This is a genomic window from Thermanaerovibrio velox DSM 12556 (assembly GCF_000237825.1).
In the GTDB taxonomy this organism is placed as follows: Bacteria; Synergistota; Synergistia; order Synergistales; family Synergistaceae; genus Thermanaerovibrio; species Thermanaerovibrio velox.
In genome coordinates this window covers 613,696-639,339 of record NZ_CM001377.1, presented here as the reverse complement: position 1 = coordinate 639,339, position 25,644 = coordinate 613,696, and the positions used below count along the sequence as shown (strand labels likewise).

The window sequence follows — 25,644 nt, the reverse complement described above, 5'->3', positions numbered from 1 at the left end:
GAACCGCTACCAGCTGGACTTGACCACGCCGGGGATCTTCCCCTCGCGGGCCAGGCTCCTGAAACAGCAGCGGCACATGTTGAACAACCGCATGAACCCCCGGGGGCGACCACATATGGGGCAACGGTTGTAACGACGTACCTTGAACTTAGGCTCTTGCTTGGCCTTGTTCTCCAAACACTTACGGGACATTCAGTCCTTACCTCCTCCTCAGCGGGCGAACGGCATCCCAAGCTCCGAAAGCAAAGCCTGGGCTTCCTCATCGGTCTTCGCAGTGGTAACAAAGGAGATGTTCATGCCCCTCTGGCGAATGACCTTGTCATAATCTATCTCGGGGAATATGAGCTGCTCCTTCAGGCCAAGATTGTAGTTCCCCCGGCCGTCGAAGCCCCGCTTGGACACGCCCTGGAAGTCCTTTATCCTGGGAAGGGCAAGGCTTATAAGCCGGTCCACAAACTCCCACATCTTAGCACCCCGGAGAGTCACGTAGCAGGCAACAGGCATGCCCTCACGAACCTTGAAGCCCGCCACGGACTTCTTGGCCCTCTTCATCATCGGCCTCTGCCCGGTTATGGCGGCCAGCTCGTTCATGCTGGCATCCATGTACTTCATGTCCTGCTTGGCCTCGTTTACCCCTATGTTGATGACCACCTTCACCAGCTTGGGCACTTCCATCACATTGCTGTACTGGAAGCGCGACTTCAGGCGGGGGACGGCCTCGGACCTATACTTGCTCAGAAGACGAGGTTCCATCTTCGTTCCACCCCCTAAACCTTGTCCACTATCTCGCCGCACTTCTTGCAAACCCTTACCTTGCGGCCGTCGTCCAGAAACGCCCGCCCCACCCTGGTGGGCTTGCCACAGGCGGGACAGACCAACATAACCTTGCAGGCCCTAAGGGGAGCCTCCTGCTTAACAAGACCTCCCCTGGGGTTCTTCTGAGAGGGCCTGACGCTCTTGGTGACCATGTTGACGTTCTCAACCACCACCAGGTCCTTACCAAGATCGCGCCTTAAAACCTTGCCCTCCTTACCCCGGTCCTTCCCGGATATCACGTAGACCCTGTCACCGGTCTTTATCCTCATGGCCATGGGAATTCGCCTCCTATATTACTTCCGGAGCAAGGGATACGATCCTCATGTACCGCTTCTCCCTGAGCTCCCGGGCCACGGGTCCGAAGATACGAGTACCCTTCGGGTCTCCGTTGTTGTCTATTATGACCGCCGCGTTGTCGTCGAACCTCACGTAGGAACCGTCCTTACGACGAACCTCCTTGCGAGTCCTAACGATCACCGCCTTGACCACGTCCCCCTTGCTTATGTTGCTGTTGGGGATGGCCTCCTTCACCGAGGCCACTATCACATCCCCCACGGAACCTACCTTACGGTAGCTGCCGCCGCGGACCTGAATGCACATTATCTTCTTGGCCCCGGAGTTGTCCGCCACGTTAAGAACCGTGCGAAGCTGAATCATGGCTTATTCCTCCTCGGAGGCGCCAGCTGCGCCAAAGATGGGCGCCCGCTCCAAAATCTCCACAACCCGCCAACGCTTGTGCCGGCTCAGCGGCCTGGTCTCCTCTATCTTGACCCGGTCACCCACCCTGCAGTCGTTGGCCTCGTCGTGGGCCATGTACTTCTTGACCCTCAAAACCGGCTTACCGTAAAGGGCGTGCTTCGACATCCGAGAGACCTTGACCACCACGGTCTTGTCCATCTTGTCGCTCACCACCACGCCGGTCCTTACCTTCCTATAGGGCTTGCGCTCCTCCATGGACCGTTACCTCCTCGCACCTACTGAACCACCGGCGGTCTCCTTCTCACGAAGAACGGTGAGCACCCGCGCGATGGTACGCCTTACCTCTCTTATGCGGGCAGTGTTGGAAAGCTGACCCACCGCGTTCTGAAACCGCAGGTTGAAAAGCTCCTCCTTATACTGCCTGTGCTTCTCCCTAAGCTCCTCAACTGAAAGCTCGCGGAGTTCCTTAGCGTCCATTTCTACTCACCTGCCCCTTCCCGCACCAGCATCTTCACCTTGATGGGGAGCTTGTAGGACGCGGTCCGGAAGGCCTCCATCACTACCTCCCTGGGAACACCAGCCACCTCAAACATGACACGGCCCCTCTTGACCGCTGCGGTCCAATACTCCACGTTACCCTTACCCTTACCCATCCTGGTCTCCAAGGGCTTCCTGGTAACGGGACGATCCGGGAACACCCGAATCCATATCTTCCCGCCCTTCTTCATCTTCCTGGAGAGGGCCACACGAACCGCCTCAATCTGACGAGCGGTTATCCAGCCGTTCTCCAGGGCCTGCAAGCCGTACTCCCCGAAGTCCACCGAAGTGGCCCCCTTGGAAACCCCCTTCAAGGGCGTCCTGTGAGGCTTGCGGTACTTAACTCTCTTAGGCGACAGCATCTTGCGCTTACCCCCTGTCCCTGGAAGCAACCTCGGCCTGGGCCTTGGCTCCGCCTATTACCTCGCCTCGGTATATCCAGACCTTCACCCCTATGACCCCGTAGATGGTGCGAGCCACAGAGTACCCGTAGCTTATGTCCGCCCTCAAGGTAGAAAGCGGAAGCTGTCCCTCCAGGTACCACTCGCTCCTGGCTATCTCCGCCCCACCAAGACGGCCGGAACACTGAATCTTTATCCCCTTGGCACCGGCCTTCATGGCCCGGAATATGGACTGCTTCATCGCCCTCCGGAAGCTGACCCGCCTCTCCAGCGCCGAGGCTATCCCCTCGGACACCACCTGGGCGTCCGCATCCGGGTTCTTGATCTCCTGTATGTTGATCATCACCCGGTTTCCGGTCTTCCTCTGAAGCTCGTCCCTCACCACCTGGATCTCCGCCCCTCCCTTGCCTATAACAACACCAGGCCGGGCGGTCCAAACAGTAAAACGCATAACGTTACCTATCCGCTCTATCTCCACGCGGCTTATGCCCGCGTGACCCCAACGCTCCTTGATCCACTTCCTAAGCTCCAGGTCCTCGTGGAGATTCTTGGCGTAAGCCTTCTTATCGGCATACCAGCGAGACTCCCAATCGTATATGACCCCAAGCCGGTACCCTATCGGGTGAACTTTCTGGCCCACCGTCACCCCTCCTCCTAGCGTTCCGCCACTACCACTGTGATGTGGCTGGTGTGGTGCCGGTAAGCATGAGCCCTGCCCATGGACACCGGCCTGAACCTCTTCATGTAAGAACCCTGATCGGCGCTGGCCCTGACAACCACCAGCTTATCCACGTCAAGGCCATAGTTGTGCTCCGCGTTAGCAACGGCGCTCTTAAGCACCTTCTCCACCACCCGAGCACCCTTCTTGGGGGTGTACCTCAGGATCATCAGGGCCTCTCCCACTTCCTTGCCCCTTATCAGGGGAAGGACCTGACGAACTTTGGACGCGGCGATCCTGACCCGCCTAGCAACGGCCTTCGCTTCCATAGCCTGCGACCTCCTACCTGGACTTGGTGGACCGCTCCTGCCCCGCATGTCCTCCGAACTTGCGGGTGGGAGCGAACTCTCCAAGCTTGTGGCCCACCATGTTGTCGCTGATGTACACCGGAACGTGGGTCCGCCCGTTGTGCACCGCTATGGTGTGCCCAACCATCTCGGGGGTTATGCTGGACCTCCTGGCCCAGGTCTTCAAAACCCTCTTCTTGCCCGACTCATTCATCTCCTCTATCCTGCGGAGGAGCTTGGCGTCAACGTAGGGCCCCTTCTTCAGCGATCGAGCCATTCCTTACTCCCTCCTACCTTACTTATCCCTGCGGCGAATGATGAACTTGTCGGAAGGCTTGGGCTTCCTGGTCCTGTAGCCCTTCGCCGGGGTACCCCAGGGGGACACGGGATGCTTGTTAGACTTGCTCCGACCCTCGCCTCCACCCATGGGATGGTCCACCGGGTTCATGACCATTCCCCGCACGTGGGGCCTGCGGCCCATCCAACGGGTCCTGCCGGCCTTACCGGAAACCGCGTTCTCATGCTCCTCGTTGCCCACCTGACCAACGGTGGCGCAGCACTCCTGAAGGACCAACCGCAGCTCACCACTGGGCATCCGGACGTAGGCGTACTTGCCCTCCTTGGCCATGAGCTGGGCGCTGACCCCGGCAGAACGAACCAAGACGCCGCCACGACCAGGCTCCAACTCGATGTTGTGAATCACAGTACCCACCGGGATGTCCTTGAGCTTCAACGCGTTGCCCGGCTTGATGTCAGCATTGGGACCCGCCTCCACCATGTCGCCCACGTTAAGCCCGGACGGACAAAGGATGTAACGCTTCTCCCCGTCCACGTAGTTGATGAGGGCAATCCGGGCGGAACGGTTGGGATCGTACTCGATGGCCGCCACCCTGCCGGGAACCCCTATCTTGTCCCTCTTGAAATCCACTATGCGGTACTTTATCTTCGCCCCGCCACCCCGGTGCCTCATTGTTATGCGGCCCGTGTTGTTCCGCCCCGCGTGCTTCTTGAGCACCCTCACAAGACTCCTCTCCGGGGTGCTCTTGGTCACCTCCTCGTAAGAGGGGGTCACCATGAACCTCCGGCCGGGGGTGATGGGCTTATACTTCTTCATTCCCATGACTGCTCCCTCCTGCCCTAGGCTCCAGCGCCCTCGAAGAACTCTATCCGCTCCCCTGGAGCCAGGGTCACGATGGCCTTCTTCCACGAGCGCGAGCGTCCTAAGTACGCGCCAAGCCTCTTGGGCTTCGACTTCACGTTGATGGTGTTAACCCGCACCACCTTCACCTTGAAGATCTCCTCCACCGCCTTGCGGACCTGTATCTTGTTGGCCCCCCGGTGCACCTCAAAGGTGTACTGGTTGTGCTCCATCAGCCTGCTGCTCTTCTCCGTTATGACCGGACGAAGAATGATGTCGTGGGCCACCAGGTTCATCGGCCAAACACCTCCTCGATCTTCCTAACCGCATCAGCGGTCACTATCAGCCGGTCGTGGTTAAGGATGTCGTAGACGTTCAGGCTGTCCACGTGGAGCACCATGGCACCGGGAATGTTGCCCGCGGACTTCCTCACGTTAGGATCCTTGTCGTTCACCACCAAAAGAGGCTTCTTGCCAGCCTGCACCTTGTTAAGGAACTCCAACATGACCTTGGTCTTCGGAGCCTCCATCTGGAAGGCGTCGATGACCAACATGTTATCCTCCTTGGCCTTCAAGGTGAGGGCGCTGCGAAGAGCAAGCCTGCGAACCTTCTTGTTGACCTTCTGGTGATAGTCCCTGGGATGAGGACCGTGAGCAACCCCACCACCAACCCACAAAGGCGACCTGATGCTACCCTGACGGGCCCTGCCGGTGTGCTTCTGACGCCAGGGCTTCCTTCCACCGCCGCTCACATCTCCCCTGTCCTTGGTGTCATGGGTACCAACCCGGCAATTAGCCAGATGAGCCACCACAACCTGATGCATGGCGGGCACGTGGACGGGAGCGCCGAAGACCGCTTCGCTGAGCTCGACCTCCCCTATCACTTCTCCATTGAAATTGACCTGCTTCACCCGAGGCATGATCCTTCCTCCTTAAACAGAAGCCTTGCGGATGAGGACGAGTCCGTCCTTGGCCCCAGGAATAGCCCCCCGCAGGAGGATGAGGTTGTTCTCCACGTCCACCGCGAACACCCGGAGGTTCTTAACGGTAACCCTCTCCCCTCCCATGCGGCCAGGCATGGTCTTCCCCTTGAAGATGTGCCCCGGATAGCTGTTGGCCCCGCTGGAACCGGGCTGCCGGTGGAACTTGGAAGAACCATGGCTGGCGGGACCGCCACCAAAGTTGAACCGCTTCATGACGCCCGCGTAACCCTTACCCTTGCTTACGCCGATGACGTCCACAACCTCTCCCTCAGAGAAGAGGTCCGCCCTTACCTCCTGCCCCTTCTCATAACCGTGGCCCTCGTCAACCCGGAACTCCCTGAGCCAACGCTTGGGCTCCACGCCGTTCTTGGCGAAGTAACCCTTCATGGGCTTGCTGAGCTTGCGAGGATTCGCCTCCCCAAACCCCAGCTGAACGGCACTGTATCCGTTCTTCTCCATCGTACGGACCTCCACCACCTGGCAGGGACCCGCCTCAACCACGGTTACGGGGACCGCCTTACCCTCGGCGTCGAACACCTGGGTCATTCCGACCTTGCGGCCCAAGATCCCCATGCTCATATCAACCTTCAACTCCTTTCCCCCAAGCGCTCACCTTACTACAATTTGATCTGAATGTCGACCCCAGAGGGAAGGTTCAATTGCATAAGAGCCTCCATGGTCTTCTGGGTCGGATCCAAAATGTCGATGAGACGCTTGTGAACCCGCTGCTCAAACTGCTCCCTGGCGTCCTTGTCCTTGTGAGGAGACTTAAGGATGGTGAACTTCCTTATCTGGGTGGGGAGGGGAATGGGGCCCGAAACCCGAGCTCCAGTCCTCTCCGCCGTCTCCGCAATCTGGACCGCCGAAGCATCCAAGACCCTGTGATCAAAGGCCTTCAGCTTTATCCTGATGTTCTTGGCCACGACGATTCCCCCTAAGGCCTACTTGTCCAGTATCTCGGTGACCACCCCGGCGCCCACGGTGCGGCCGCCCTCGCGAACCGCAAACCTAAGACCCGGCTCAAGAGCCACCGGCACTATCAACTTCACCTCAAACTGGCTGTTGTCCCCAGGCATGACCATCTCAACACCATCCGGAAGCTTTATCTCTCCCGTCACGTCCGTGGTCCTGAAGTAGAACTGGGGCTTGTAACCAGAGAAGAACGGCGTGTGACGACCACCCTCCTCCTTCTTCAACACGTAAACCTCCGCCTTGAAGTGCTTGTGCGGCTTGATGCTGCCAGGCTTCGCCAACACCTGACCACGCTCAACCTCGTCCTTCCCAGTCCCCCTCAAAAGAACACCCACGTTGTCCCCAGCCACTGCCTCGTCCAATATCTTCCGGAACATCTCAAGGCTCGTGGCCACCGTCTTCTGGGTGTCCCTCATACCCACTATCTCAACCTCATCGCCGGGCTTGATTATGCCACGCTCCACACGACCGGTAACAACCGTGCCGCGCCCGGTGATCGTGAACACGTCCTCTATGGGCATCAGGAACGGCTTGTCGGTCTCACGAACAGGAGTCGGGATGTACTCGTCGCAAGCCTTCATCAACTCCCAGATCTTGTCGGTCCACTCGTCCTCGCCCTCCGCCTCCAACGCCTTCAACGCAGAACCCCGAACGATGGGAACCTCGTCCCCAGGGAAGTTGTACTTGTTCAAAAGATCCCGGATCTCCATCTCCACCAGATCCAAAAGCTCCGGATCGTCCACCATGTCGCACTTGTTCATGAACACCACCAACGCAGGAACGTTAACCTGGCGGGCCAACAACACGTGCTCACGGGTCTGAGGCATCGGACCATCCGCCGCAGAAACCACCAAAATAGCACCGTCCATCTGAGCCGCACCGGTTATCATGTTCTTTATGTAGTCCGCGTGCCCAGGGCAGTCAATGTGCGCATAGTGACGATTGTCCGTCTGATACTCCACGTGCGCTATGTTGATGGTTATGCCGCGCTCCCGCTCCTCCGGCGCCTTGTCTATCTGATCAAAGGGCGTAAAGTCCGCATAACCCTTCTTCGACAGCGTCTTCGTTATCGCCGCCGTCAACGTGGTCTTGCCGTGGTCTATGTGACCTATGGTGCCAATGTTAAGGTGCGGCTTAGACCTGGTAAACTTCTCCTTCGCCATCTTACCCATACCTCCTCAAAAACTCTGTTAACCCTTAAGAAGCTTCTCCGCCACCTCGCGGGGCACTTCCTCATAGTGGCTGAACACCATGGTGTAGGAAGCCCGACCCGAGGTCTTGCTCCTAAGGTCCGTGGCATACCCAAACATCTCCGCCAGCGGCACAAAGGCCTTCACGACCCTGGCGTTGCCCCTCTCTCCCATGCCCTCCACCTTGCCGCGCCGGGAGGAAAGGTCGCCTATGACATCCCCCATGTACTCCTCGGGGGTGACAACCTCCACGCTGACGATGGGTTCCATCAACACCGGATCTGCCTTCCTCATGGCCTCCTTGAAAGCCATCGACCCAGCTATTTTAAACGCCATCTCAGAAGAGTCAACCTCGTGATAGCTACCATCCACTATGGAGACCCTGACACCTATCACCGGGTAACCCCCGAGAACGCCGTTGTTCATTGCCTCCTCCACGCCCTTCTGGGCCGCGGGGATGTACTCCTTGGGAACCACACCGCCCACGATCTTGTCCAAGAACTCATAGCCCTTGTGACCCTCCATGGGCTCGATCTCCAGGACCACATCACCGTACTGACCGCGACCTCCGGACTGACGCACAAAACGCCCCTGAGCACGGGCGGGCTTCCGTATGGCCTCCCGGTAGGCCACCTGAGGACGGCCAACCTTGACGTCCACTCCGAACTCCCTCTTGAGCCGGTCCACTATTATCTCCAGGTGAAGCTCACCCATGCCCTGGATGATGGTCTGGCCGGTCTCCTCGTCCACCCGAACCCGGAAGGTGGGATCCTCCTCGGAGAGAGCCTCCAAGCCCTTGGCAAGCTTGATCTGATCCGCCTTGCTGGCGGGCTCCACCGCCAAGGAGATCACCGGCTCGGGGAACTCCAAGGACTCAAGGACCACCGGCTTGTCCTCAAGACACAAGGTGTCACCGGTGCGAACCTGCTTAAGCCCCGGGATCGCCACTATCATCCCCGCACTGGCAGAATCAAGCTCCTCCCTCTTGTTGGCGTGCATCCTAAGGATTCGGCCCACCCGCTCCCGACGACGGGTGTTGGAGTTGTATATGCCGGACCCGCTCTCCAGCTTGCCGGAGTAAACCCGACAGAAGGCGAGACGGCCCACGTAGGGATCCACCATTATCTTGAACGCCAAGGCCACGAAGGGCTCATCGACATCCGCCTTAACGTAAACGGTCTCGCCGGTGTCCGGATTAACCCCCTCGCAGGGAGGGATGTCCACCGGGCTCGGCAGGTAGTCAACCACCGCGTCCAGCAGCAGCTGAACCCCCTTGTTCTTGAAGGCGGAGCCACACAAGACCGGGACTATGTTAAGCCCTATGGTCTGGGCCCTCAAGGTCTCCCTTATCCAAGCCTCCTCCACCGGCTGCCCCTCCAGGTAGGCGTTCATTATCCTCTCGTCAAAGTCCGCCAGCTGCTCGAGCATGGCGTCCCTCGCGAGCTTCGCCTCCTCCAGGAGCTCCGCCGGAACCTCCACCTTCTTGTAGTCAGTTCCAAGATCATCCTCGTAGATGGCGGCCTTGAACTCCACAAGGTCCACCACCCCCACAAAGCCGTCCTCAACCCCTATGGGCATCTGAATGGGAACCGGCCTGGCCCCAAGACGCTCCTTCATCTGGGATACCACACCCCAGAAGTCAGCCCCCACCCGGTCCATCTTGTTGACAAAGGCTATGCGGGGCACCCGATACTTGTCCGCCTGACGCCACACGGTCTCAGACTGAGGCTCCACACCACCCACGGCACAGAACACGGATACCGCACCGTCGAGCACCCGCATGGAGCGCTCCACCTCTACGGTAAAGTCCACGTGGCCGGGCGTATCAATGAGGTTGATGGTGCAATCCCGCCACTGACAGGTCGTGGCGGCGGAAGTTATGGTGATTCCGCGCTCCCGCTCCTGCTCCATCCAGTCCATGGTGGCGGCACCCTCGTGGACCTCACCGATCTTGTGCTTGCGGCCGGTGTAAAAGAGTATCCGCTCACTGGTGGTGGTCTTGCCGGCGTCTATATGGGCGGCTATACCGATGTTCCTTATCGACTGAAGGTTAGTTGCGGTCACCACAGAATCGTCCTTCCTATAGCCAGACTACACACCACTACCACCTGTAGTGAGCGAAAGCCCTGTTGGCCTCCGCCATGCGATGGGTGTCTTCCTTCTTCTTCACCGCTCCGCCCTCGCCCTTGCATGCGTCGGCGAACTCCCGGGCGAGACGCTCCACCATGGGAATGCCCTTCCGGGAACGGGCGTAGCTTATGATCCACCGTATCGCCAGCGCCTGGGCCCTGTCAGGCTCCACCTCCACCGGCACCTGATAGGTGGCACCCCCAACCCGGCGAGGACGAACCTCCACCACGGGCCTCACGTTGGACATGGCCTTCTCAAAGACATCCACCGGCTCCATGCCAAGCCTCTGTCCCGCCAAGTCCAAGGCACCGTACATGATCCTCTCCGCTATGCTCTTCTTGCCGCCGATCATCAGACAGTTGATAAACTTGCTTATCCCCTGGCTCTGAAACCTTGGGTCCGGCGACGCAACCCGCTTCTTCACATGTCCCTTGCGAGGCATATTCGAATTCCTCCCTACGCACCCTGCTTCGGACGACGGGCCCCATACTTAGAACGGCCCTGACGCCTCTTCTCCACGCCGCCGCAGTCAAGGGTACCGCGAACTATGTGGTAACGAACACCCGGAAGGTCCTTCACACGGCCTCCCCGGACCAGGACCACCGAGTGCTCCTGAAGGTTATGACCCTCCCCGGGAATGTAGGCGGTCACCTCTATCCCGTTGGTCAAACGCACACGAGCAACCTTCCTCAAAGCCGAGTTCGGCTTCTTCGGGGTCACCGTGTAAACCCGGGTGCAAACACCCCTCCGCTGAGGGTTCTCCTGCAGGGCGGGAGCACTGGACCTACGCCTCTTCTCCTCACGGCCGTACCTGATCAACTGACTTATAGTGGGCACACAATTACCTCCTTTCTAGGCTTCGCAACCCCCAACATCAACGGGGGTTATTAACGCTTCCTCAAACCCGCAGCAGCGGCTGGACGAGATATGGCACAGGCCCTGCCCAACAGCAGGGACTCATCCACCCACTCCACGTCCACCCCGCGACGGAGCGCCTCCTCCTCCACCGCCAAGACTAACTCCGCCTCGGCATCCCGGGAGAGAAACACCTTCCTGAGCTCCCCCTTCTCCAACCTCCTCATCACCGAACGGATCCCCACAACGCGATCCTCCGAAGCGAGCTCGCTCAAGGGCATACCTATCCCTCCCGTGCAAAAGCACCAAGGAATCATAACAACGGGCGGCCAAACCTGTCAAGGAAGACCGCCCGCCAAACCAAAAATCAACCACCACAAACCGCGAAGATCCCAGCCCCTTTTCTAGGCCGCACCGTCCCCCTCAAACAACCCGGACGACGCACCAGCCCGCACAGGCTCATGAACCTTCACCTTCCGATACTTGTCAATTCCGGTCCCAGACGGGATCAGAAGCCCTATTATAACGTTCTCCTTGAGACCAAGCAACCGATCCACGTCACCCCTCACCGCCGCAGAGGCCAAAACCTGAGCGGTCTGCTGGAAAGAGGCGGCGGAGAGGAAGCTGTCCGTGGCAAGCGCCGCCTTGGTGACCCCGTGCAACACGGGCTTCCAGGTGGGAAGCTCCCTAAGACGCCTCACAAACGCTATCCGCTGTATAAGACGCCTCTGCCTCCCCCTGGGCCAATATGGGACGCACCACAAGCTCCGAAGGGGCAAGGGCGATTATCTGTTCCATCACCTGATGGTTGACCTCCCGGCCGCTCATGATCACCGGGTTACCATCCGCATCACGCACAGTCTCCAACAACACCTTGCCATAGGCCTTATCAGTGAGGATGGACTTGAGGATCTTCTCCCTGGAGATCACCCCGCTGTCCAACTCCACCGCCTCTACATCCCCGGACCTCAAGCCCTCCGCCACGTCCATGCTGATCCTCTGCTCCGTGGGCTCGACAACCGTACCATCCCGGTTGATCAGCTTGAGCACCCGCTGGGACAGGTAGTTGCCTATCAGATATTCATATATGTCCTTGCAGAGGTCAAGCCTCTCGGGGTTGCGCCACACCCTGACGCTCTCAACAGAATTGGACCTCAAAAGCTCAAAGACATCCTGGTCGAAAAGCCGGTCCTTAAGGCTCAACACCTTATCCCCAACCGGAACGTCCTCCGCCAGGTACACTTCCCCTACCATGTCCTCCATGGCCCGAAGGTCCTTCACCCATACGGGCTTGGGCCCAACGGACACTATCCGGGAGACGTCCGCGGAGGTCAACCTCGTGCCAGCGGACAGCACGCAACCCTCCGCCAACTCCACATCCCGAAGGAGCTCCAGCCCCTCAAGCTCCCTCTTGAAGGAGGCCTCTCCTATGACCACCCGGATGAGACCCTCCCTGTCCTGACACAACAACTCGGAGGCCCCAACCCCGGGGGACAGAAGACGCTCCACCTTCTCAAACGTGAGCTCCTCGTCCCGGGCTATGCCGGTTCCCTCCAGGGAACCCACCGCATCCTTCACAACCATTCCGTTCAAGAAGGACGCCTCATCCATAAACCGAGCGTTCTGCTCGGCTATGCGACGGCTCTCCTCCTCCAGGTCATCGATCCAAACAAGCTCCCCCGCCACAAAAGCACTGTCCCCTTCCTCGACGATGCGCACCCGGTTCACCGGAGCCACCTTCCGAAGGATGACCTCTATGTGCTTGTCGTTTATGGAGACACCCTGGGAACGGTAAACGTCCTGTATGCCATCCAAGATGTAGCGCTGCACCGCCTCAAGCCCCTCTATCTCAAGGAGCTGCTGGGGATCTATGTAGCCCTCGGTCAGGACCTGCCCCTTCCTCACCGGCATGCCCTCCTCAACACCGGGCAGCAGGTTCTGGGAGGCGGGCAGGTTGTAAACCACCCGGTCCTCGCTGCCATCTTCCCTGGGAACCGCGATGATCAGCTTCCTCTTGCCGTCACCCTCCCGGCGCTCCACCACAACCCCGTCATGCTCGCATATAAGGGCCACCTTCTTGGGCTTGCGGACCTCAAAGAGCTGCTCTATCCGCGGAAGACCCTGGGTTATGTCCTCTCCGGTGAACTGACGAACCCCACCGGTGTGGAAGGTCCTCATGGTCAGCTGGGTACCGGGCTCACCGATGGACTGAGCGGCCACGACCCCAACCGCCTCACCTATGGCCACCTTGTGACGGGTAGCAAGATCCCTGCCGTAACAGGTCCTGCATATCCCGTTCCTCAACCCGCAGGTCAGGGGACTCCTCACCCACACGCTCTCCACCCCGGCCTTCTCTATCGCCTTGGCGGCGTTAAGGGTTATCTCCTCCCCAGCCCTAACCGCACAGTTACCGTCGGGAAGGACCACGTCCCTAAGGGCCACCCTGCCGGCGATCCGCTCGGACAGGGGGATGACAACCTTGGACTCCTGCTTCAAGGGCCTCATCTCCACTCCCCGGTCGGTGCCGCAGTCCTCCTCGGTTATGATGAGATCCTGGGCCACGTCCACAAGACGCCTGGTGAGGTAACCGGACTTGGCGGTCCTCATGGCGGTGTCGGAGAGCCCCTTACGGGCCCCGTGGGTGGATATGAAGTACTCCAGCATGTTAAGTCCGTCCCTGAAGTTTGAGACTATGGGGTAGTCGATTATCTTACCCGAAGGATCCGCCATGAGTCCCCTTATACCCGCCATCTGGGCCACCTGGCTCTTAGAACCCCTCGCCCCGGAGTCCACCATTATGCGGAGCGGATTATCCGGGTCCATGTTCTCCACGATCTTGTCCACTATGCGGCGCACCGCCTCGGACCAGAGGGCGTCCTTCTGCCGCATGTACTCGTCCTCGGTGAGGATGCCCATGTCGTACTGGGATGACAACTCCTCCTCGAAGATCATGGTCTCGTTCACTATGGTCTCCTTCTGTGGAGGCACTATGACATCCCCAATGCCCAGGCTTATACCGCTCTTGGTGGACCAGCGGTAACCCAAGGTCTTTATCTCGTCCAACATCTCCACCATCGCCGCCTGCCCCACCGTGTCGTAGGCGTTGTCCAAAAGGGCACCAAAGTCCTTCTTGCTGATCTGGCGGTTTATGAACCTCATCTTACCCGGAAGGGCACAGTTGAACACCACCCGACCAGGGCTGGTCTCAACCCAGCGCTCGTCCCCAAGACCCCACTCGGGACGGTTCCTCAGCTTGATCCTGGCGTTGACGTGAACCACCCCGTGGTCCAGGGCGGACAGCACGTCATCCTCATCCCTGAAGTGAAGCCCGTCCCCTTTGAGCCCTTCCTTCATGCCGGTGAGGTAGTAAACCCCCAGTATTATGTCCTGGGTAGGGGTAACTATGGGCTTACCGCTGGAGGGGGACAGGAGGTTATTGGAGGACAGCATTAGTATCCTGGCCTCCGCCTGGGCCTCCAGAGAAAGGGGCACGTGAACCGCCATCTGGTCTCCGTCGAAGTCCGCGTTGAAGGCGGTACAAACCAACGGGTGCAGCCTTATGGCCTTGCCCTCGATGAGCACCGGCTCAAAGGCCTGGATACCCAGCCTGTGAAGGGTGGGTGCACGGTTCAGGAGCACCGGATGGTCCTTTATTATCTCCTCCAGGATCGCCCAGACCTCGTCCTTGCCCCGCTCGATGAGACGCCGGGCGTTCTTAACGTTCGCCGCAAGCCCCCGCTCCACCAGCTTGTGCACCACAAAGGGCTTGAAGAGCTCCAACGCCATCTGCTTGGGCAGACCGCACTGGTATATCTTGAGATTAGGACCAATCACTATGACAGAACGGCCTGAGTAGTCCACCCGCTTGCCCAACAGGTTCTGGCGGAACCGACCCTTCTTACCCCTAAGAAGGTCCGTAAGGCTCTTAAGAGGACGCCCGCCGGCACCGGGCACCGGCTTGCCCCGGCGACCGTTGTCTATCAACGCGTCCACGGACTCCTGAAGCATCCTCTTCTCGTTCCGGATTATTATCTCCGGCGCCTTAAGCTCCATGAGCTTCTTCAAACGGTTATTGCGGTTTATGACCTTCCGGTAGAGATCGTTCAGGTCCGACGTGGCGAAACGACCACCGTCCAGCTGAACCATGGGCCTCAAGTCCGGGGGGATCACCGGAAGCACCGACAGTATCATCCACTCGGGACGGCTGTCGCTCTTCCGGAAGTCCTCCACCACCTGGAGACGCTTCACCAGCTTCCTCTTCTTCTGCCCAGAGGACTCCGCTATCTCCTCCCGCAGGGTGGCGGCCAGGTCCTCGAGATCGATCCGCTTGAGGAGCTCGAGAACCCCCTCCGCTCCGATCCCCGCCATGAAGGACTTATCATAACGGGAGCACAGGTACTGCTCCCTGTCTATTATTATCTCCCCCATCTCAAAGGGGGAATCCCCCTTTTGAATCACTATGTAGCAGGGGTCCTCGATGGTCACGGTCTCGGGCTGGGCCTGGAAACGGCCGGGGAACTTCTGCATGTAGAGCTCGCACTCCCCCTTGGAGAGCACGTCGTTCTTCCCAAAGGGCAGCCTAAGAGCACTGGTGACCACGTAGGCCTCCTGATTGTTTATGAGCATGGGGGTGAAAGACCCAACGTTACTGCCCAACTCCTTGAGCTGGGACTCCGGGATCACCCGGGTCTGCTCCCCATCCGATACCTCGTAGGCCCTCTCGGCGGTGAAAAGGTCCTCCCCAAACTCCGCCCTATAGCGGGCCAGCTGGTGAAGGCTTATGACATCCCCCTCCGCCACCGGAAGCTCATCCACCCGGACTATGCGGTAAGCCTCCTCGGCCTTGAACTTGGAGTCGTAGAACCGGTGCACCCTCTCCTCCGAAGCGGATATGACATCCCCCCGGCGGACCAGATCGGTCCTCCTGCCCTCAACCACCACCTTGTAGGCGGGCTCCCTCTTCCTATTGGGGGCGAAGTACACCACCTTCTCCAGGTCCTTGGTGGAGGTCCCTATGAGGAGGGACAGACGGCTTGGGATTCCCCGGAGGTACCATATGTGCACCACCGGAGCGGCCAACTCGATATGACCCATCCGCTCACGGCGCACCCGGTTATCGGTAACCTCAACGCCACAGCGATCGCACACCACACCCTTGAACTTGGGGCCGCTCCTCTTGTACTTCCCGCAGGCGCACTCAAAGCTCTTGGTGGGACCGAAGATCCTCTCGCAGAAGAGCCCGTCCTTCTCGGGACGAAGGGTCCTGTAGTTTATGGTCTCAGGCTTCTTGACCTCTCCGCAGGATATGCCCCGTATCCTCTCCGGAGAGGACAGCTTAACCCGAACGCCCACTATGTCCTTATGAGCCATTTAAGCGTCCCCCTCCTCTTCCCCCGCCAAAAAGGGGTCCTCCTCTAAATCCCGGACCGTGAATATATCCCCAAGCCCCTCCCGGGCCTCCTGATCCGCAAGGGACTCATCGCTCACCCCAAAGGCATCCTCGGCGCTGACATCACCGGCCTCAAAGAGCCCCTCTTCCCTCTTGGGCCTGGGCCTGGAATCGTCCTCATCGTCACCCATGATGAGCTCTCCCACGGTGCCGTCGTCGTACTCTATCTCCACGTCAAGCCCAAGCCCCTGAAGCTCCTTGATGAGCACCCGGAAGCTCTCGGGCACCCCTGGCTTGGCCAGGTTCTGACCCTTTACGATCCTCTCGTAAGTCTTAAGACGACCCCTTATGTCATCGGACTTGACGGTCAGTATCTCCTGGAGCATGTGGGCCGCCCCGTAACCCTCAAGGGCCCAGACCTCCATCTCCCCAAAGCGCTGACCTCCAAACTGGGTCTTACCGCCCAAGGGCTGCTGGGTTATCAAGCTGTACGGCCCGGTGGACCTCGCGTGGATCTTGTCATCCACCAGGTGGATCAGCTTGAGCATGTACATGACCCCCACGGTGACCTTCTTGTCCATGGGCTCCCCAGTACGGCCGTCGTACAGGGTTATCTTGCAATCCCTGGTGAGCTCCGGATACTTCTCGTCCCGGATCTTCTCCACCAGGCGGAAGATCTCCTCCTCGTCCGCCCCCTCGAACACCGGGGTGGCCACCTTCCAGCCGTTGTGCATGGCCACAAAGCCCATTATGGTCTCAAACACCTGCCCCAGGTTCATTCGGCTGGGCACCCCAAGGGGGTTCAGCACCACGTCCACCGGGGTCCCGTCGGAGAGGAACGGCATGTCCTCCTCGGGCAATATCTTGGACACCACACCCTTGTTGCCGTGGCGACCCGCCATCTTGTCCCCCTCGGTTATCTTGCGGAACTGGGCTACGTAGACCTTAACGACCTCGTTGACACCGGGGCTCAGGTCCTCGCTGTTGTGCTCCCGATTGAGGCGCTTTATGGCCACCACCTTGCCACCCTCACCGTGTGGAACCCTAAGGGAGGTATCCCGGACCTCCCGGGCCTTCTCCCCGAATATGGCCCTCAGCAGCCTCTCCTCCGGGGACTGGTCGGACTCGCCCTTGGGAGTCACCTTGCCCACCAGTATGTCCCCCGCCCGGACCTCCGCCCCTATGCGGACTATTCCCCTCTCGTCCAGGTTCTTAAGGGCATCGTCGCCCACGTTCGGGATGTCACGGGTTATCTCCTCGGGCCCCAACTTGGTATCCCGAGCCTCCACCTCGTATTCCTCTATGTGGATCGAGGTGTAGTAGTCCTCCTTCACAACCCTCTGGCTGAGCAGGATCGCGTCCTCGAAGTTGTAACCCTCCCAGGAGACGAAGGCCACCAAGACGTTGCGCCCCAGCGCAAGCTCGCCACCCTGGCAGGATTGGCCGTCCGCTATAACGTCACCGGCCTTCACCAGATCCCCCTTCTTGGCCAGGGGCTTCTGATGTATAACCGTCCCCTGGTTGGAACGACGGAACTTGATGAGCCTGTAGCAATCAAGGGTGCCATCCTCGGCCCGTATCTCTATGCGGTCCGCATCCACAAACTCCACTCGACCCGCCCGTTTGGCGAGCACACAGGAACCGGAGTCCATGGCTATCTTGGCCTCTATCCCGGTGCCCACGTACGGAGAGTCCGCTATCACCAAGGGCACCGCCTGGCGCTGCATGTTGGACCCCATTAGGGCCCGGTTGGCGTCGTCGTGCTCCAAGAACGGGATCAGCCCGGTGGAAACCGAAACTATCTGCTTGGGCGAAACATCCAGGAAGTCCACCTGGGACTTCGGCACCACCTTTATGTCCCCCCGATGACGCACGTGGACCTCGTCCACCAGGATGTTGCCTTCCTCATCCACCGGGGTGTTGGCCATCCCCACGTAGAACTCGTCCTCGTCATCCGCGGACAGGTAAACCACCTCATCGGTGACCCTGCCGTCCACCACCCGCCTCCTGGGCGTGACCAGGAAGCCGTACTCGTTGAGCTTCGCATAGGTGGCAAGGGACGTAACCAGACCTATGTTGGCCCCTTCCGGGGTCTCTATGGGACATATCCTGCCGTAGTGAGTGTAGTGCACGTCCCGGGCCTCGAAACCCGCCCTCTCCCGAGAAAGCCCTCCGGGGCCAAGGGCAGAAAGCCGGCGCCGGTGGGTAAGCTCCGCCAACGGGTTTGTCTGATCCATGAACTGAGACAACTGTCCCGATCCAAAGAACTCCCTCAGGGCGGCGCTTATGGGACGCACGTTTATAAGGTCCTTGGCAGTGGCGGAGCTCAGATCCGGGATGGTGGTCATCCTCTCCTTGGCTATCCGCTCCATCCTAAGAAGCCCTATCCTCACCTGGTTCTGCAAGAGCTCCCCCACCGCCCTGACCCGGCGGTTCCCCAGGTGGTCTATGTCGTCCTCCCGCTCAAGGCCGTCCCTGAGCTTCAACAGGCCGTTGACTATCGCCACCACGTCCTGGATCGTTAGAAGCCGCTGGTTCTCGTCCACGTCCAACCCAAGCCGACGGTTCAGCTTGTAACGCCCCACCCTGCCAAGGTTGTAACGGCGGCTGTCGAAGAACAGGCCGTGCATGTGCTCCTTGGCGTTCTCCATCCTGGGAGGCTCGTTGGGCTTAAGACGCCGGAAGAGCTCCAAAACGGCCTCGTCAGAGGAGTCGGTGTTGTCCTTCTCCATGGTGGCGGCTATGGAGTGATCCACCCGCCATACCTTTATCTTGGTCCTGCCCTGCCTCCAAAGCTCGTCCAGGTGCTCCTTCGTTATCCTATCGTTCCTAGGGAAGATCACCCTGCCGTCGGCGGCGATTATGGGCTCCCCAAGGAGCATGCCCTTGACATCCTCCTCCACCAGGTCAACCTCTTCCACGGAAGCACCGAAGAGCTCCAAAAGCTCATCGTCCGAGGGGACCCCAAGGGCCTTAAGAAACATGGTGACCGGTATCTTCTTCCGGTTGTCTATCTTCACGGAGAGGAACTCACTGGGGGTGAGGTCAAACTCCAACCAAGCCCCGCGGTCCGGGATGACCTTGGCGGTGTAAACCTCCTGCCCGGGAGCGGACAGATCGGCGGAGAAGTAAACCCCCGCAGACCTGGCCAGCTGGCTGACCACAACCCTCTCGGTGCCGTTTATTATGAAGGTCCCCCGGTCCGTCATCACCGGGAAGTCCCCCAGATAAACGTCCTCCTCCTTGATCTCCCCGTTTTGCCTGTTCACAAGCCTTATGGTGGCCCGCACAGGCATGGACCAGGTGAGATCCCTGCTTCTCGCCTCATCCAAGCTTATGGCCGGCTCGTCCACGTAATAGCGGACGAACTCCAGGGCAAAGCTGCCATCGTAACTCTCGATCGGGAATATCTCGTTGAAAAGCTCCTGAAGACCTTGCGCTTTCCTAAAGTCCGGATTCTCATCCGCCTGGAAGAACCAATCGTAGGATTGACGCTGGACCTCCACCAGGTCCGGCAACTCTACAAGGTCCTTCTGCCTGCCAAAATACTTCCGCGTCGCCATCGCCTTGAGGGAAGGAACTTCTACAGCCATGGGAGTCACGACCTCCCTACGCAAATTTTGGTGTTTCAAAAAGTCGTACGGCGCGATATCATAGCAAAAAAGGCGTCCCTAGTCAACCGACTATGGACGCCTCAAGAAAACTATGGTGTCGAGGGGGGGAGTCGAACCCCCACGGGCGCTAACCCACTGGATCCTGAATCCAGCGCGTCTACCAATTCCGCCACCCCGACTCGAACGATTTCGTTACTCAACCGCGCAACGCTGAGGATTTTAGCATTCTTCACCGGCCTTGGCAAGTGGCACCCCGTCTAGCTCGTCCCCAAAAAGCCTCAGAAGATCCCACCCGCTGTCAACCGGCCAGACAATATTCAAACCAATTCAGAGGAGGACCAGTGCTATCCACGGCAAAAGCACGAAGCGCAACGGTCCCTACCAGCACCTCATGGATCACCGCAGGAAAAGAATGGGGAGTGAAACCTCATCCCGCGGTACGGCCGCCGGAAGCCCTAAAAAGACGGTCGAACAGTGCATCCCCCATGGGATCCCCCTTGGGAGGGACCTGGGCCAGTATGGCGGATACCCCCATGCGTTCCATCTCCCGGAACGAGCGGAACAACTCCCGGGCGTACTCCCTAACGTCGCGGGCCCTCACCGCGTGAGAAACCCCGCAGGGAGGCTCCTCCAACCCCACGTAACCCACCATTCCACCCCCCAAAGACCCAATGTCCACGGGGCCTCCGGCCCAAAGAAACACCGGGACGGACGGGGCGTAGTGCCTGTGCCTCGTACCCGGGGACCTCCTCTTAAGCTCCTCACCGCCAACGGTGAGCACCTCCCCCGCCACATCCCTAAGCTCCTGAGCCGTGACCCCACCATGGCGCAGTATCACCGGAACGTCCGAAGTGGCATCCACAACGGTGGACTCCAGCCCCACCCGGCAGGGTCCTCCATCCAGTATAAGGGGGATGAGGCCCCCAAGGTCCTCCATAACAGCCGATGCGTCGGTGGGGCTGGGACGGCCGCTCCTGTTGGCACTGGGGGCCGCTATGGGAACCCCGCTCGCCGAGATCAACGCCAGCGCCACCGGATGAGATGGGCAGCGTACCGCCACGGTGTCAAGCCCGCCCCTAACCTCCCGCGGGATCACCTCCCTGGCGGGCACCACCACCGTGAGAGGCCCGGGCCAAAACGCCATGCAAAGCATCTCCGCCAGGTCCGTCATCACCCCTACCCCGCAGGCCTCCTCTAGGGATCCCACGTGGACTATAAGGGGGTTATCCACCGGGCGCCCCTTGACGGAGTATATCTTGGCGGCAGAACTTGGATTGGTGGCATCCCCACCAAGGCCGTAAACCGTCTCGGTGGGAAAGGCCACCAGCTCCCCGGAAAGTATGAGGTCCGCTGCAAGCCTCACCGCATCCTCATGGGCCTCCACGACCTTGGTCTCCAGCAACGGCTCATCCATCCGCCGAATCCCCCTCAAAGACCCGCAAGAACCTCTCCTTGTACTCCGGGAACGTACCTTCGATTATGGCCCTCCTGGCTCCCTCGACCAGGGACACCAGGAAGTGAAGGTTGTGCCATGTGCAGAGCCTCATGGCCAAGATCTCCCCCGCCTTGTAAAGGTGCCTTATGTAAGCCCTGGAGAAGTTCCTGCAGGCGTAACACGAGCACTCCGGGTCCAAGGGGGTAAAGTCCTCGGCCAAAGAGAGGTTCTTCACGTTCAACTTCCCCCTGGAAGTGAAGACCGTACCGTTGCGGCCGTTCCTGGTGGGCAGCACGCAGTCGAACATGTCCACCCCCCGGGATATGCCCTCCATCAGGTTCGAGGGATGACCCACCCCCATGAGATACCGGGGCTTCTGCTGGGGCAGCACTCCCTTGAGACAGTCCAAGATCCTGTACATCTCCTGGTGGCTCTCTCCAACCGACAACCCACCGATGGAGTACCCGGGGAAGTCCATCTCCATCAGGGCCTCCGCACACATGAGCCGCTGGTCCTCGAAGACGCTGCCCTGAACTATGCCGAACAAGAGCTGGTCTTGGCGCCCATGGGCCTCCCTGCAGCGCCTAGCCCACCGGATGGTCCTCTTCATGGCCTCCATGGAGTATTCATAGCTGGATGGGTACTTGACGCACTCGTCAAAACACATGGCGATGTCGCTGCCGAGCTTCTCCTGGATCGCCACCGCCCGCTCCGGGGTCATCAGATGCCTCTTGCCGTCCAGATGGGACCTGAAAACCACCCCGTCGTCGCTCAAGGTCCTCAGCTCCGCCAGGGAGAACACCTGGAACCCCCCGCTGTCGGTAAGTATCGGCCTGTCCCAGTTCATGAACCGGTGCAGCCCCCCCGCCTTCTCCACCAAGTCCTCCCCGGGCCTCAAGAACAGGTGATAGGTGTTCCCAAGTATTATCTGGGCCCCTATGGCCTTGAGCTCAAAGGGAGCCATGGCCTTCACGGTGGCCTGGGTACCAACCGGCATGAACACCGGGGTCCGGACGACCCCGTGGGACGTCACAAGCTCCCCCGCCCTGGCACCGGTCACCGGACACTGAGCTACGACCTTAAAGCTCACGGGCCTCACCTCCACCGACCGCACCAGAGACACCCTTGGGGATGGGACCGAACAGCCTCTCCCCGTTGGACCAGACCAGCCGCCCCAGGGTGTCCACGTCAACCCCCCGGACCTTGGCCGCCTCATGATAAACCTCCACCACGTATGCGGGCTCGTTCCTCTTGCCCCTCCTGGACCTTGGGGCCAGGTACGGGGAGTCGGTCTCCAAGAGCAGCATGTCGGAGGGCACGTAAGAACAAACCCGACGGCTCTCCTCTGACTTGGGGTACGTCAAGGGCCCTGCGAAGGAGATCATGAACCCCAGGTCCAAACCCCTGCGGGCCTCCGCTACACCGCCGGAGAAGCAGTGGAGAACCCCCTTGACATCCCCGGACCCGGCGAAACCCCTCAAGACGTCAAACGCCAAGGGGAAAGCCCGGTCCTCAGGCTCCTTGCCGTCCCTTATGTGAAGTATCACCGGCTTCTTAAGGTCCTCCGCCAGCTGAAGCTGGGCCTCAAAACACTCCAACTGCCTATCCCGGGGAGAGTTGTAGTACCAAAAGTCCAGCCCGATCTCCCCCAAGGCCCTCACATGAGGCATCTCGAGCAGCCCCACTAGGTCCTCCATGACCCCCCTACCCCATTGGGAGGCGTCATGGGGATGCAACCCCGCAGAGGCAAGCACCGACACGGCTCCAACCCCCTTGCGGGCAAGCTCCGCACCCCTGACGGAGGACTCCACGTCATAACCGGCCACCAAAACCGCCCCCACCGAGGCCTCAACACACCGCTCCGCCTGCCGAAGGACCTCCTGGGCATCAATGGAACCGTCGTTCCAATGACAATGACTATCGAAGAACAAGGGAAGAAACACCTCCATATCTCAGGATCCCCCTCTTAACGAAAACCAACCGCTGAGCATTCCCAAATTAGTCTTCAAAATTCAAAGCCCCTATTGAGACCCGGGGGCACGAAATTAGAACAGGGCCGCCCCTCATCGAGGGGACCGGCCCCGGTTAGGATCAAACCGCCACGGGCCTAGTGAATTCGGCTGCCCAAGGGCACGTCCCGGTCCACGGTCAAAAGCCCCAGGGTGAAGTTCTTGGTGCTGGGGCTCTCCGCCGCCAACAGCATGCCGTTGCTCTTGACACCCCTTATCACCGAGGGCTTGAGGTTGCAGATCACTATTATCCTCTTGCCCACCAGCTCGTCGGGCTGGTAAAACTCCCTTATGCCGGACACGATTGTCCTCTTCTCGTAACCAAGGTCCAACTCCAGCTTGTAGAGTTTATCCGCCTTGGGGACCGGCTCCACCGCCAAGACCTGGGCCACCCGGAGCTCCACCTTCTTGAAGAGATCTATGGTGATCTCCTCCTCGTGGTCGCTGTAGTCCATATCATCCCCTTCGCTTCCCTGCCCACCCTGGGCAGCGGCAACCCGCTCGGCCAGCAGCCGGCCCCGGGTCTCGTCCCACTTGGCCAGGTCGATCCTGGGGAACAGGACGTCTCCCTTTTCCACCTTCACCGGCTCCATCTCATCGAAGGACCAAGGACGCCTGCAGTCGGACACGCTGCCGGGAAGCCCCAGCTGAGACCATATCCTCGACGCACATTCGGGCATGAAGGGATACACCAGCTGAGAGGCCAACTTCAGGGCCTCAAAGAGGGTCCGAAGCACCCGGTCCAGCTCCTCCCCCTTCCCCTCACTCCCCAGCTTCCAGGGCATGGTCTCGTCTATGTACTTGTTGGCCCGGCCGATGAAGGACCATATGGCCTTAAGGGCCTCATCAAAGGCAAACCGCTCGAGCAAATCGTCCACCTGGACGGTCACTTCCTCCCCCATCCGGCGAACCGACAGCTCCAGCCCCGTGGGGGACACCGCGGACGGGACCAACCCGTCACGATACTTCTTCATCATCTGCAGGGTGCGGTTCAAGAGGTTCCCAAGGTCGTTGGCGAGGTCAGAGTTTATGCGCTGCACCATGGCCCGTTCGGAGAAATCCCCATCCAGGCCGAACGGGACCTCCCGGAGAAGGAAGTACCGGAAGGGATCCACCCCGTAGACGTCCGCCATCTCAAAGGGATCCACCACGTTGCCCTTGGACTTGGACATCTTGTCCCCGTCCACGGTCCACCATCCATGGGCGAAGACCATCCGCGGGGGCTCAAGCTCCAAGGCCATGAGGAGCGCCGGCCATACCACCGAGTGGAAACGTATTATGTCCTTCCCCACCAGGTGATGACAGGCGGGCCAAAAGGTCTTCCACAGCCCGTTCTCATCGGGATAGCCAAGGGCGGACAGATAGTTGATGAGCGCGTCAAACCACACGTACACCACGTGCTTCGGATCCCCAGGCACCGGTACACCCCAGGTAAGGGTGGTCCTGGATATGGACTGATCCTTAAGCCCCCCCTTTATGAAGCTCACTATCTCGTTGTAGCGGCTCTTGGGGAGTATGGCCTCCGGATGAGACTCGTAGTACTCCAAAAGGGGCTTCTCGTACTTGGACATGCGGAAGAAATAGCTCTCCTCGGTCATCTTCTGAAGGGGCCTCCCACAGTCCGGACAGGTGTTGCCCTCCCCCATCTGAGCCTCCGGCACGTAGGTCTCACAGGGCACGCAGTACCAACCCTCGTAGGAGCCTAGATATATGTCCCCCTTCTCAAGGAGTTTGGAGAATATGTGCTGAACCACCCTCTCGTGCCTCTCCTCGGTGGTACGGATGAAGTCGTCGTTGGTTATGTTAAGCACCTTCCACAGCCGGCGGAAGTTCTCCACCGTCTGGTCCGCCAGCTGCTGGGCGGTAAGCCCCTTGGCAGAGGCGGCCTGCTGGATCTTCTGCCCGTGCTCGTCGGTACCGGTGAGGAAGAAGGTCCTGTGACCCAACATCCGGTGATGTCTGGCAAGCACGTCCGCTGCTATGGTGGTGTAGGCGTGCCCTATGTGGGGCACGTCGTTCACGTAGTATATCGGGGTGGTAATGTAAAAGGTGTTCCTCTCGCTCACGAGACATTCCTCCCTAGACCTCGGTTGTTCGATGTATTCTAATCCATCAACGATTACCCCGCAAAAGCCCCAGCAAAAGTTCCTTCACCCGATTCTTGGGCACCCCCATCTCCTGGTTTATCCGCAACGCCACTTCCTTCACCCCAAGGCCGGCCTCCAAAAGACCCTTGGCGGCCTCCTCCCATCCTTCGGCCCCGGCAGCACCCCGCTCACCCGAACAACCCCCGGGATCACAGCCGGAACCCGATACCACCAGCACCATCCTCCCCCCTAAAGGGATTGCTGCCGCAGGACTCCAAAAGCTCCGAAAGGGTCCCCCGGATCACCTGCTGGTGGATCTTGCTGATCTCCCTCACCAGGGCGGCGGGCCTGTCACCCAGCAGACGGACCATCATGGACAGGTCCT

29 protein-coding genes and 1 tRNA gene are annotated in these 25,644 nt (G+C 59.7%); all 30 read right to left on the bottom strand.

The genetic code is table 11. The annotated features are described in order from the left end of the window. Positions 1-6: 6 nt before the first annotated feature. The 30 genes from THEVEDRAFT_RS02980 to THEVEDRAFT_RS09825 all read right to left on the bottom strand — a co-directional run bounded on the left by THEVEDRAFT_RS02980 (position 7) and on the right by THEVEDRAFT_RS09825 (position 25,633). Positions 7-192 carry a type Z 30S ribosomal protein S14 gene (locus THEVEDRAFT_RS02980; protein ID WP_006583245.1) on the bottom strand — a complete coding sequence of 62 codons (186 nt, stop codon included), beginning with the start codon at positions 190-192 and terminating at the stop codon, positions 7-9. An 18-nt stretch (positions 193-210) separates the two neighbouring features. Continuing rightward, entirely contained in the window at positions 211-753 is a 543-nt protein-coding gene (gene rplE / locus THEVEDRAFT_RS02975) for a 50S ribosomal protein L5 (protein ID WP_006583244.1), read from the bottom strand. A gap of 14 nt (positions 754-767) precedes the next feature. Beyond that, on the bottom strand, positions 768-1,091 hold the full coding sequence (rplX, locus tag THEVEDRAFT_RS02970) for a 50S ribosomal protein L24 (RefSeq protein ID WP_006583243.1): 324 nt from the start codon (positions 1,089-1,091) through the stop codon (positions 768-770). Positions 1,092-1,104: 13 nt separating this feature from the next. Continuing rightward, positions 1,105-1,473 (bottom strand): 50S ribosomal protein L14, encoded by a 369-nt coding sequence (rplN, locus tag THEVEDRAFT_RS02965; RefSeq protein WP_006583242.1) that lies wholly within the window; start codon positions 1,471-1,473, stop codon positions 1,105-1,107. A 3-nt stretch (positions 1,474-1,476) separates the two neighbouring features. After that, complete coding sequence (gene rpsQ, locus THEVEDRAFT_RS02960) at positions 1,477-1,770, bottom strand: 30S ribosomal protein S17 (protein ID WP_006583241.1); 294 nt, start codon at positions 1,768-1,770, stop codon at positions 1,477-1,479. Between the two features lie 6 nt (positions 1,771-1,776). After that, a complete protein-coding gene (rpmC, locus tag THEVEDRAFT_RS02955; protein WP_006583240.1) occupies positions 1,777-1,992 on the bottom strand; it encodes a 50S ribosomal protein L29 in 216 nt (71 codons plus the stop codon). 2 nt (positions 1,993-1,994) lie between these two features. Continuing rightward, a complete protein-coding gene (gene rplP, locus THEVEDRAFT_RS02950; RefSeq protein ID WP_006583239.1) occupies positions 1,995-2,414 on the bottom strand; it encodes a 50S ribosomal protein L16 in 420 nt (139 codons plus the stop codon). Positions 2,415-2,421: 7 nt separating this feature from the next. Continuing rightward, complete coding sequence (gene rpsC, locus THEVEDRAFT_RS02945) at positions 2,422-3,093, bottom strand: 30S ribosomal protein S3 (protein ID WP_006583238.1); 672 nt, start codon at positions 3,091-3,093, stop codon at positions 2,422-2,424. A 14-nt stretch (positions 3,094-3,107) separates the two neighbouring features. Beyond that, positions 3,108-3,440 carry a 50S ribosomal protein L22 gene (gene rplV, locus THEVEDRAFT_RS02940; protein WP_006583237.1) on the bottom strand — a complete coding sequence of 111 codons (333 nt, stop codon included), beginning with the start codon at positions 3,438-3,440 and terminating at the stop codon, positions 3,108-3,110. Between the two features lie 13 nt (positions 3,441-3,453). Next, a complete protein-coding gene (rpsS, locus tag THEVEDRAFT_RS02935; RefSeq protein WP_006583236.1) occupies positions 3,454-3,735 on the bottom strand; it encodes a 30S ribosomal protein S19 in 282 nt (93 codons plus the stop codon). An 18-nt stretch (positions 3,736-3,753) separates the two neighbouring features. Then, positions 3,754-4,578, bottom strand: a complete 825-nt coding sequence (gene rplB, locus THEVEDRAFT_RS02930; protein ID WP_006583235.1) for a 50S ribosomal protein L2 — start codon at positions 4,576-4,578, stop codon at positions 3,754-3,756. Positions 4,579-4,595: 17 nt separating this feature from the next. Further along, positions 4,596-4,892, bottom strand: a complete 297-nt coding sequence (rplW, locus tag THEVEDRAFT_RS02925) for a 50S ribosomal protein L23 (RefSeq protein ID WP_006583234.1) — start codon at positions 4,890-4,892, stop codon at positions 4,596-4,598. Next, the gene (rplD, locus tag THEVEDRAFT_RS02920) at positions 4,889-5,515 is read right to left on the bottom strand and encodes a 50S ribosomal protein L4 (protein ID WP_006583233.1); all 627 of its coding nucleotides are present in this window, start codon (positions 5,513-5,515) and stop codon (positions 4,889-4,891) included. Before rplD ends, rplW begins: the two co-directional genes overlap by 4 nt. Positions 5,516-5,527: 12 nt before the next feature. Further along, positions 5,528-6,157 (bottom strand): 50S ribosomal protein L3, encoded by a 630-nt coding sequence (rplC, locus tag THEVEDRAFT_RS02915; RefSeq protein ID WP_006583232.1) that lies wholly within the window; start codon positions 6,155-6,157, stop codon positions 5,528-5,530. 38 nt (positions 6,158-6,195) lie between these two features. Next, positions 6,196-6,501, bottom strand: a complete 306-nt coding sequence (rpsJ, locus tag THEVEDRAFT_RS02910; protein WP_006583231.1) for a 30S ribosomal protein S10 — start codon at positions 6,499-6,501, stop codon at positions 6,196-6,198. Positions 6,502-6,519: 18 nt separating this feature from the next. Beyond that, a complete protein-coding gene (gene tuf / locus THEVEDRAFT_RS02905; RefSeq protein ID WP_006582921.1) occupies positions 6,520-7,713 on the bottom strand; it encodes an elongation factor Tu in 1,194 nt (397 codons plus the stop codon). 27 nt (positions 7,714-7,740) lie between these two features. Further along, positions 7,741-9,807, bottom strand: coding sequence for an elongation factor G (fusA, locus tag THEVEDRAFT_RS02900; protein ID WP_006583230.1), 2,067 nt, complete (start codon positions 9,805-9,807; stop codon positions 7,741-7,743). 34 nt (positions 9,808-9,841) lie between these two features. Next, entirely contained in the window at positions 9,842-10,312 is a 471-nt protein-coding gene (rpsG, locus tag THEVEDRAFT_RS02895) for a 30S ribosomal protein S7 (RefSeq protein ID WP_006583229.1), read from the bottom strand. Positions 10,313-10,326: 14 nt separating this feature from the next. Continuing rightward, complete coding sequence (gene rpsL, locus THEVEDRAFT_RS02890) at positions 10,327-10,707, bottom strand: 30S ribosomal protein S12 (protein WP_006583228.1); 381 nt, start codon at positions 10,705-10,707, stop codon at positions 10,327-10,329. 50 nt (positions 10,708-10,757) lie between these two features. Beyond that, entirely contained in the window at positions 10,758-11,006 is a 249-nt protein-coding gene (locus THEVEDRAFT_RS02885; RefSeq protein WP_006583227.1) for a ribosomal L7Ae/L30e/S12e/Gadd45 family protein, read from the bottom strand. A 123-nt stretch (positions 11,007-11,129) separates the two neighbouring features. Next, positions 11,130-11,426: a hypothetical protein gene (locus tag THEVEDRAFT_RS10295; RefSeq protein ID WP_245522712.1), complete on the bottom strand. Its 297-nt coding sequence runs from the start codon at positions 11,424-11,426 to the stop codon at positions 11,130-11,132. Next, positions 11,413-16,095, bottom strand: coding sequence for a DNA-directed RNA polymerase subunit beta' (gene rpoC / locus THEVEDRAFT_RS02880; RefSeq protein ID WP_245522711.1), 4,683 nt, complete (start codon positions 16,093-16,095; stop codon positions 11,413-11,415). The genes THEVEDRAFT_RS10295 and rpoC overlap by 14 nt, the downstream gene beginning before the upstream one ends. Continuing rightward, positions 16,096-19,707: a DNA-directed RNA polymerase subunit beta gene (rpoB, locus tag THEVEDRAFT_RS02875; protein ID WP_006583225.1), complete on the bottom strand. Its 3,612-nt coding sequence runs from the start codon at positions 19,705-19,707 to the stop codon at positions 16,096-16,098. Positions 19,708-19,820: 113 nt separating this feature from the next. Next, a tRNA-Leu gene (locus THEVEDRAFT_RS02870) sits at positions 19,821-19,907 on the bottom strand. Between the two features lie 248 nt (positions 19,908-20,155). Then, entirely contained in the window at positions 20,156-21,142 is a 987-nt protein-coding gene (locus THEVEDRAFT_RS02865; RefSeq protein ID WP_006583224.1) for an L-threonylcarbamoyladenylate synthase, read from the bottom strand. Further along, entirely contained in the window at positions 21,135-22,253 is a 1,119-nt protein-coding gene (gene tgt / locus THEVEDRAFT_RS02860) for a tRNA guanosine(34) transglycosylase Tgt (protein ID WP_006583223.1), read from the bottom strand. Before tgt ends, THEVEDRAFT_RS02865 begins: the two co-directional genes overlap by 8 nt. Continuing rightward, complete coding sequence (locus tag THEVEDRAFT_RS02855; RefSeq protein ID WP_006583222.1) at positions 22,243-23,112, bottom strand: TatD family hydrolase; 870 nt, start codon at positions 23,110-23,112, stop codon at positions 22,243-22,245. The genes tgt and THEVEDRAFT_RS02855 overlap by 11 nt, the downstream gene beginning before the upstream one ends. A gap of 158 nt (positions 23,113-23,270) precedes the next feature. Next, a complete protein-coding gene (metG, locus tag THEVEDRAFT_RS02850; protein WP_006583221.1) occupies positions 23,271-25,238 on the bottom strand; it encodes a methionine--tRNA ligase in 1,968 nt (655 codons plus the stop codon). Positions 25,239-25,284: 46 nt separating this feature from the next. Further along, a complete protein-coding gene (locus THEVEDRAFT_RS09830; protein ID WP_040825197.1) occupies positions 25,285-25,497 on the bottom strand; it encodes a hypothetical protein in 213 nt (70 codons plus the stop codon). After that, a complete protein-coding gene (locus THEVEDRAFT_RS09825) occupies positions 25,469-25,633 on the bottom strand; it encodes a hypothetical protein (protein ID WP_156787096.1) in 165 nt (54 codons plus the stop codon). Before THEVEDRAFT_RS09825 ends, THEVEDRAFT_RS09830 begins: the two co-directional genes overlap by 29 nt. Positions 25,634-25,644: the final 11 nt, after the last annotated feature.

Coding starts and splice junctions, on each gene's coding strand:
- THEVEDRAFT_RS02980 (WP_006583245.1), bottom strand. CDS start 192: ATGTCCCGTAAGTGTTTGGAGAACAAGGCCAAGCAAGAGCCTAAGTTC.
- rplE (WP_006583244.1), bottom strand. CDS start 753: ATGGAACCTCGTCTTCTGAGCAAGTATAGGTCCGAGGCCGTCCCCCGC.
- rplX (WP_006583243.1), bottom strand. CDS start 1,091: ATGGCCATGAGGATAAAGACCGGTGACAGGGTCTACGTGATATCCGGG.
- rplN (WP_006583242.1), bottom strand. CDS start 1,473: ATGATTCAGCTTCGCACGGTTCTTAACGTGGCGGACAACTCCGGGGCC.
- rpsQ (WP_006583241.1), bottom strand. CDS start 1,770: ATGGAGGAGCGCAAGCCCTATAGGAAGGTAAGGACCGGCGTGGTGGTG.
- rpmC (WP_006583240.1), bottom strand. CDS start 1,992: ATGGACGCTAAGGAACTCCGCGAGCTTTCAGTTGAGGAGCTTAGGGAG.
- rplP (WP_006583239.1), bottom strand. CDS start 2,414: ATGCTGTCGCCTAAGAGAGTTAAGTACCGCAAGCCTCACAGGACGCCC.
- rplV (WP_006583237.1), bottom strand. CDS start 3,440: ATGGAAGCGAAGGCCGTTGCTAGGCGGGTCAGGATCGCCGCGTCCAAA.
- rpsS (WP_006583236.1), bottom strand. CDS start 3,735: ATGGCTCGATCGCTGAAGAAGGGGCCCTACGTTGACGCCAAGCTCCTC.
- rplB (WP_006583235.1), bottom strand. CDS start 4,578: ATGGGAATGAAGAAGTATAAGCCCATCACCCCCGGCCGGAGGTTCATG.
- rplW (WP_006583234.1), bottom strand. CDS start 4,892: ATGAACCTGGTGGCCCACGACATCATTCTTCGTCCGGTCATAACGGAG.
- rplD (WP_006583233.1), bottom strand. CDS start 5,515: ATGCCTCGGGTGAAGCAGGTCAATTTCAATGGAGAAGTGATAGGGGAG.
- rplC (WP_006583232.1), bottom strand. CDS start 6,157: ATGAGCATGGGGATCTTGGGCCGCAAGGTCGGAATGACCCAGGTGTTC.
- tuf (WP_006582921.1), bottom strand. CDS start 7,713: ATGGCGAAGGAGAAGTTTACCAGGTCTAAGCCGCACCTTAACATTGGC.
- rpsG (WP_006583229.1), bottom strand. CDS start 10,312: ATGCCTCGCAAGGGACATGTGAAGAAGCGGGTTGCGTCGCCGGACCCA.
- THEVEDRAFT_RS02885 (WP_006583227.1), bottom strand. CDS start 11,006: ATGCCCTTGAGCGAGCTCGCTTCGGAGGATCGCGTTGTGGGGATCCGT.
- rpoC (WP_245522711.1), bottom strand. CDS start 16,095: ATGGCTCATAAGGACATAGTGGGCGTTCGGGTTAAGCTGTCCTCTCCG.
- rpoB (WP_006583225.1), bottom strand. CDS start 19,707: ATGGCTGTAGAAGTTCCTTCCCTCAAGGCGATGGCGACGCGGAAGTAT.
- THEVEDRAFT_RS02865 (WP_006583224.1), bottom strand. CDS start 21,142: ATGGATGAGCCGTTGCTGGAGACCAAGGTCGTGGAGGCCCATGAGGAT.
- THEVEDRAFT_RS02855 (WP_006583222.1), bottom strand. CDS start 23,112: ATGGAGGTGTTTCTTCCCTTGTTCTTCGATAGTCATTGTCATTGGAAC.
- THEVEDRAFT_RS09825 (WP_156787096.1), bottom strand. CDS start 25,633: ATGATGGTCCGTCTGCTGGGTGACAGGCCCGCCGCCCTGGTGAGGGAG.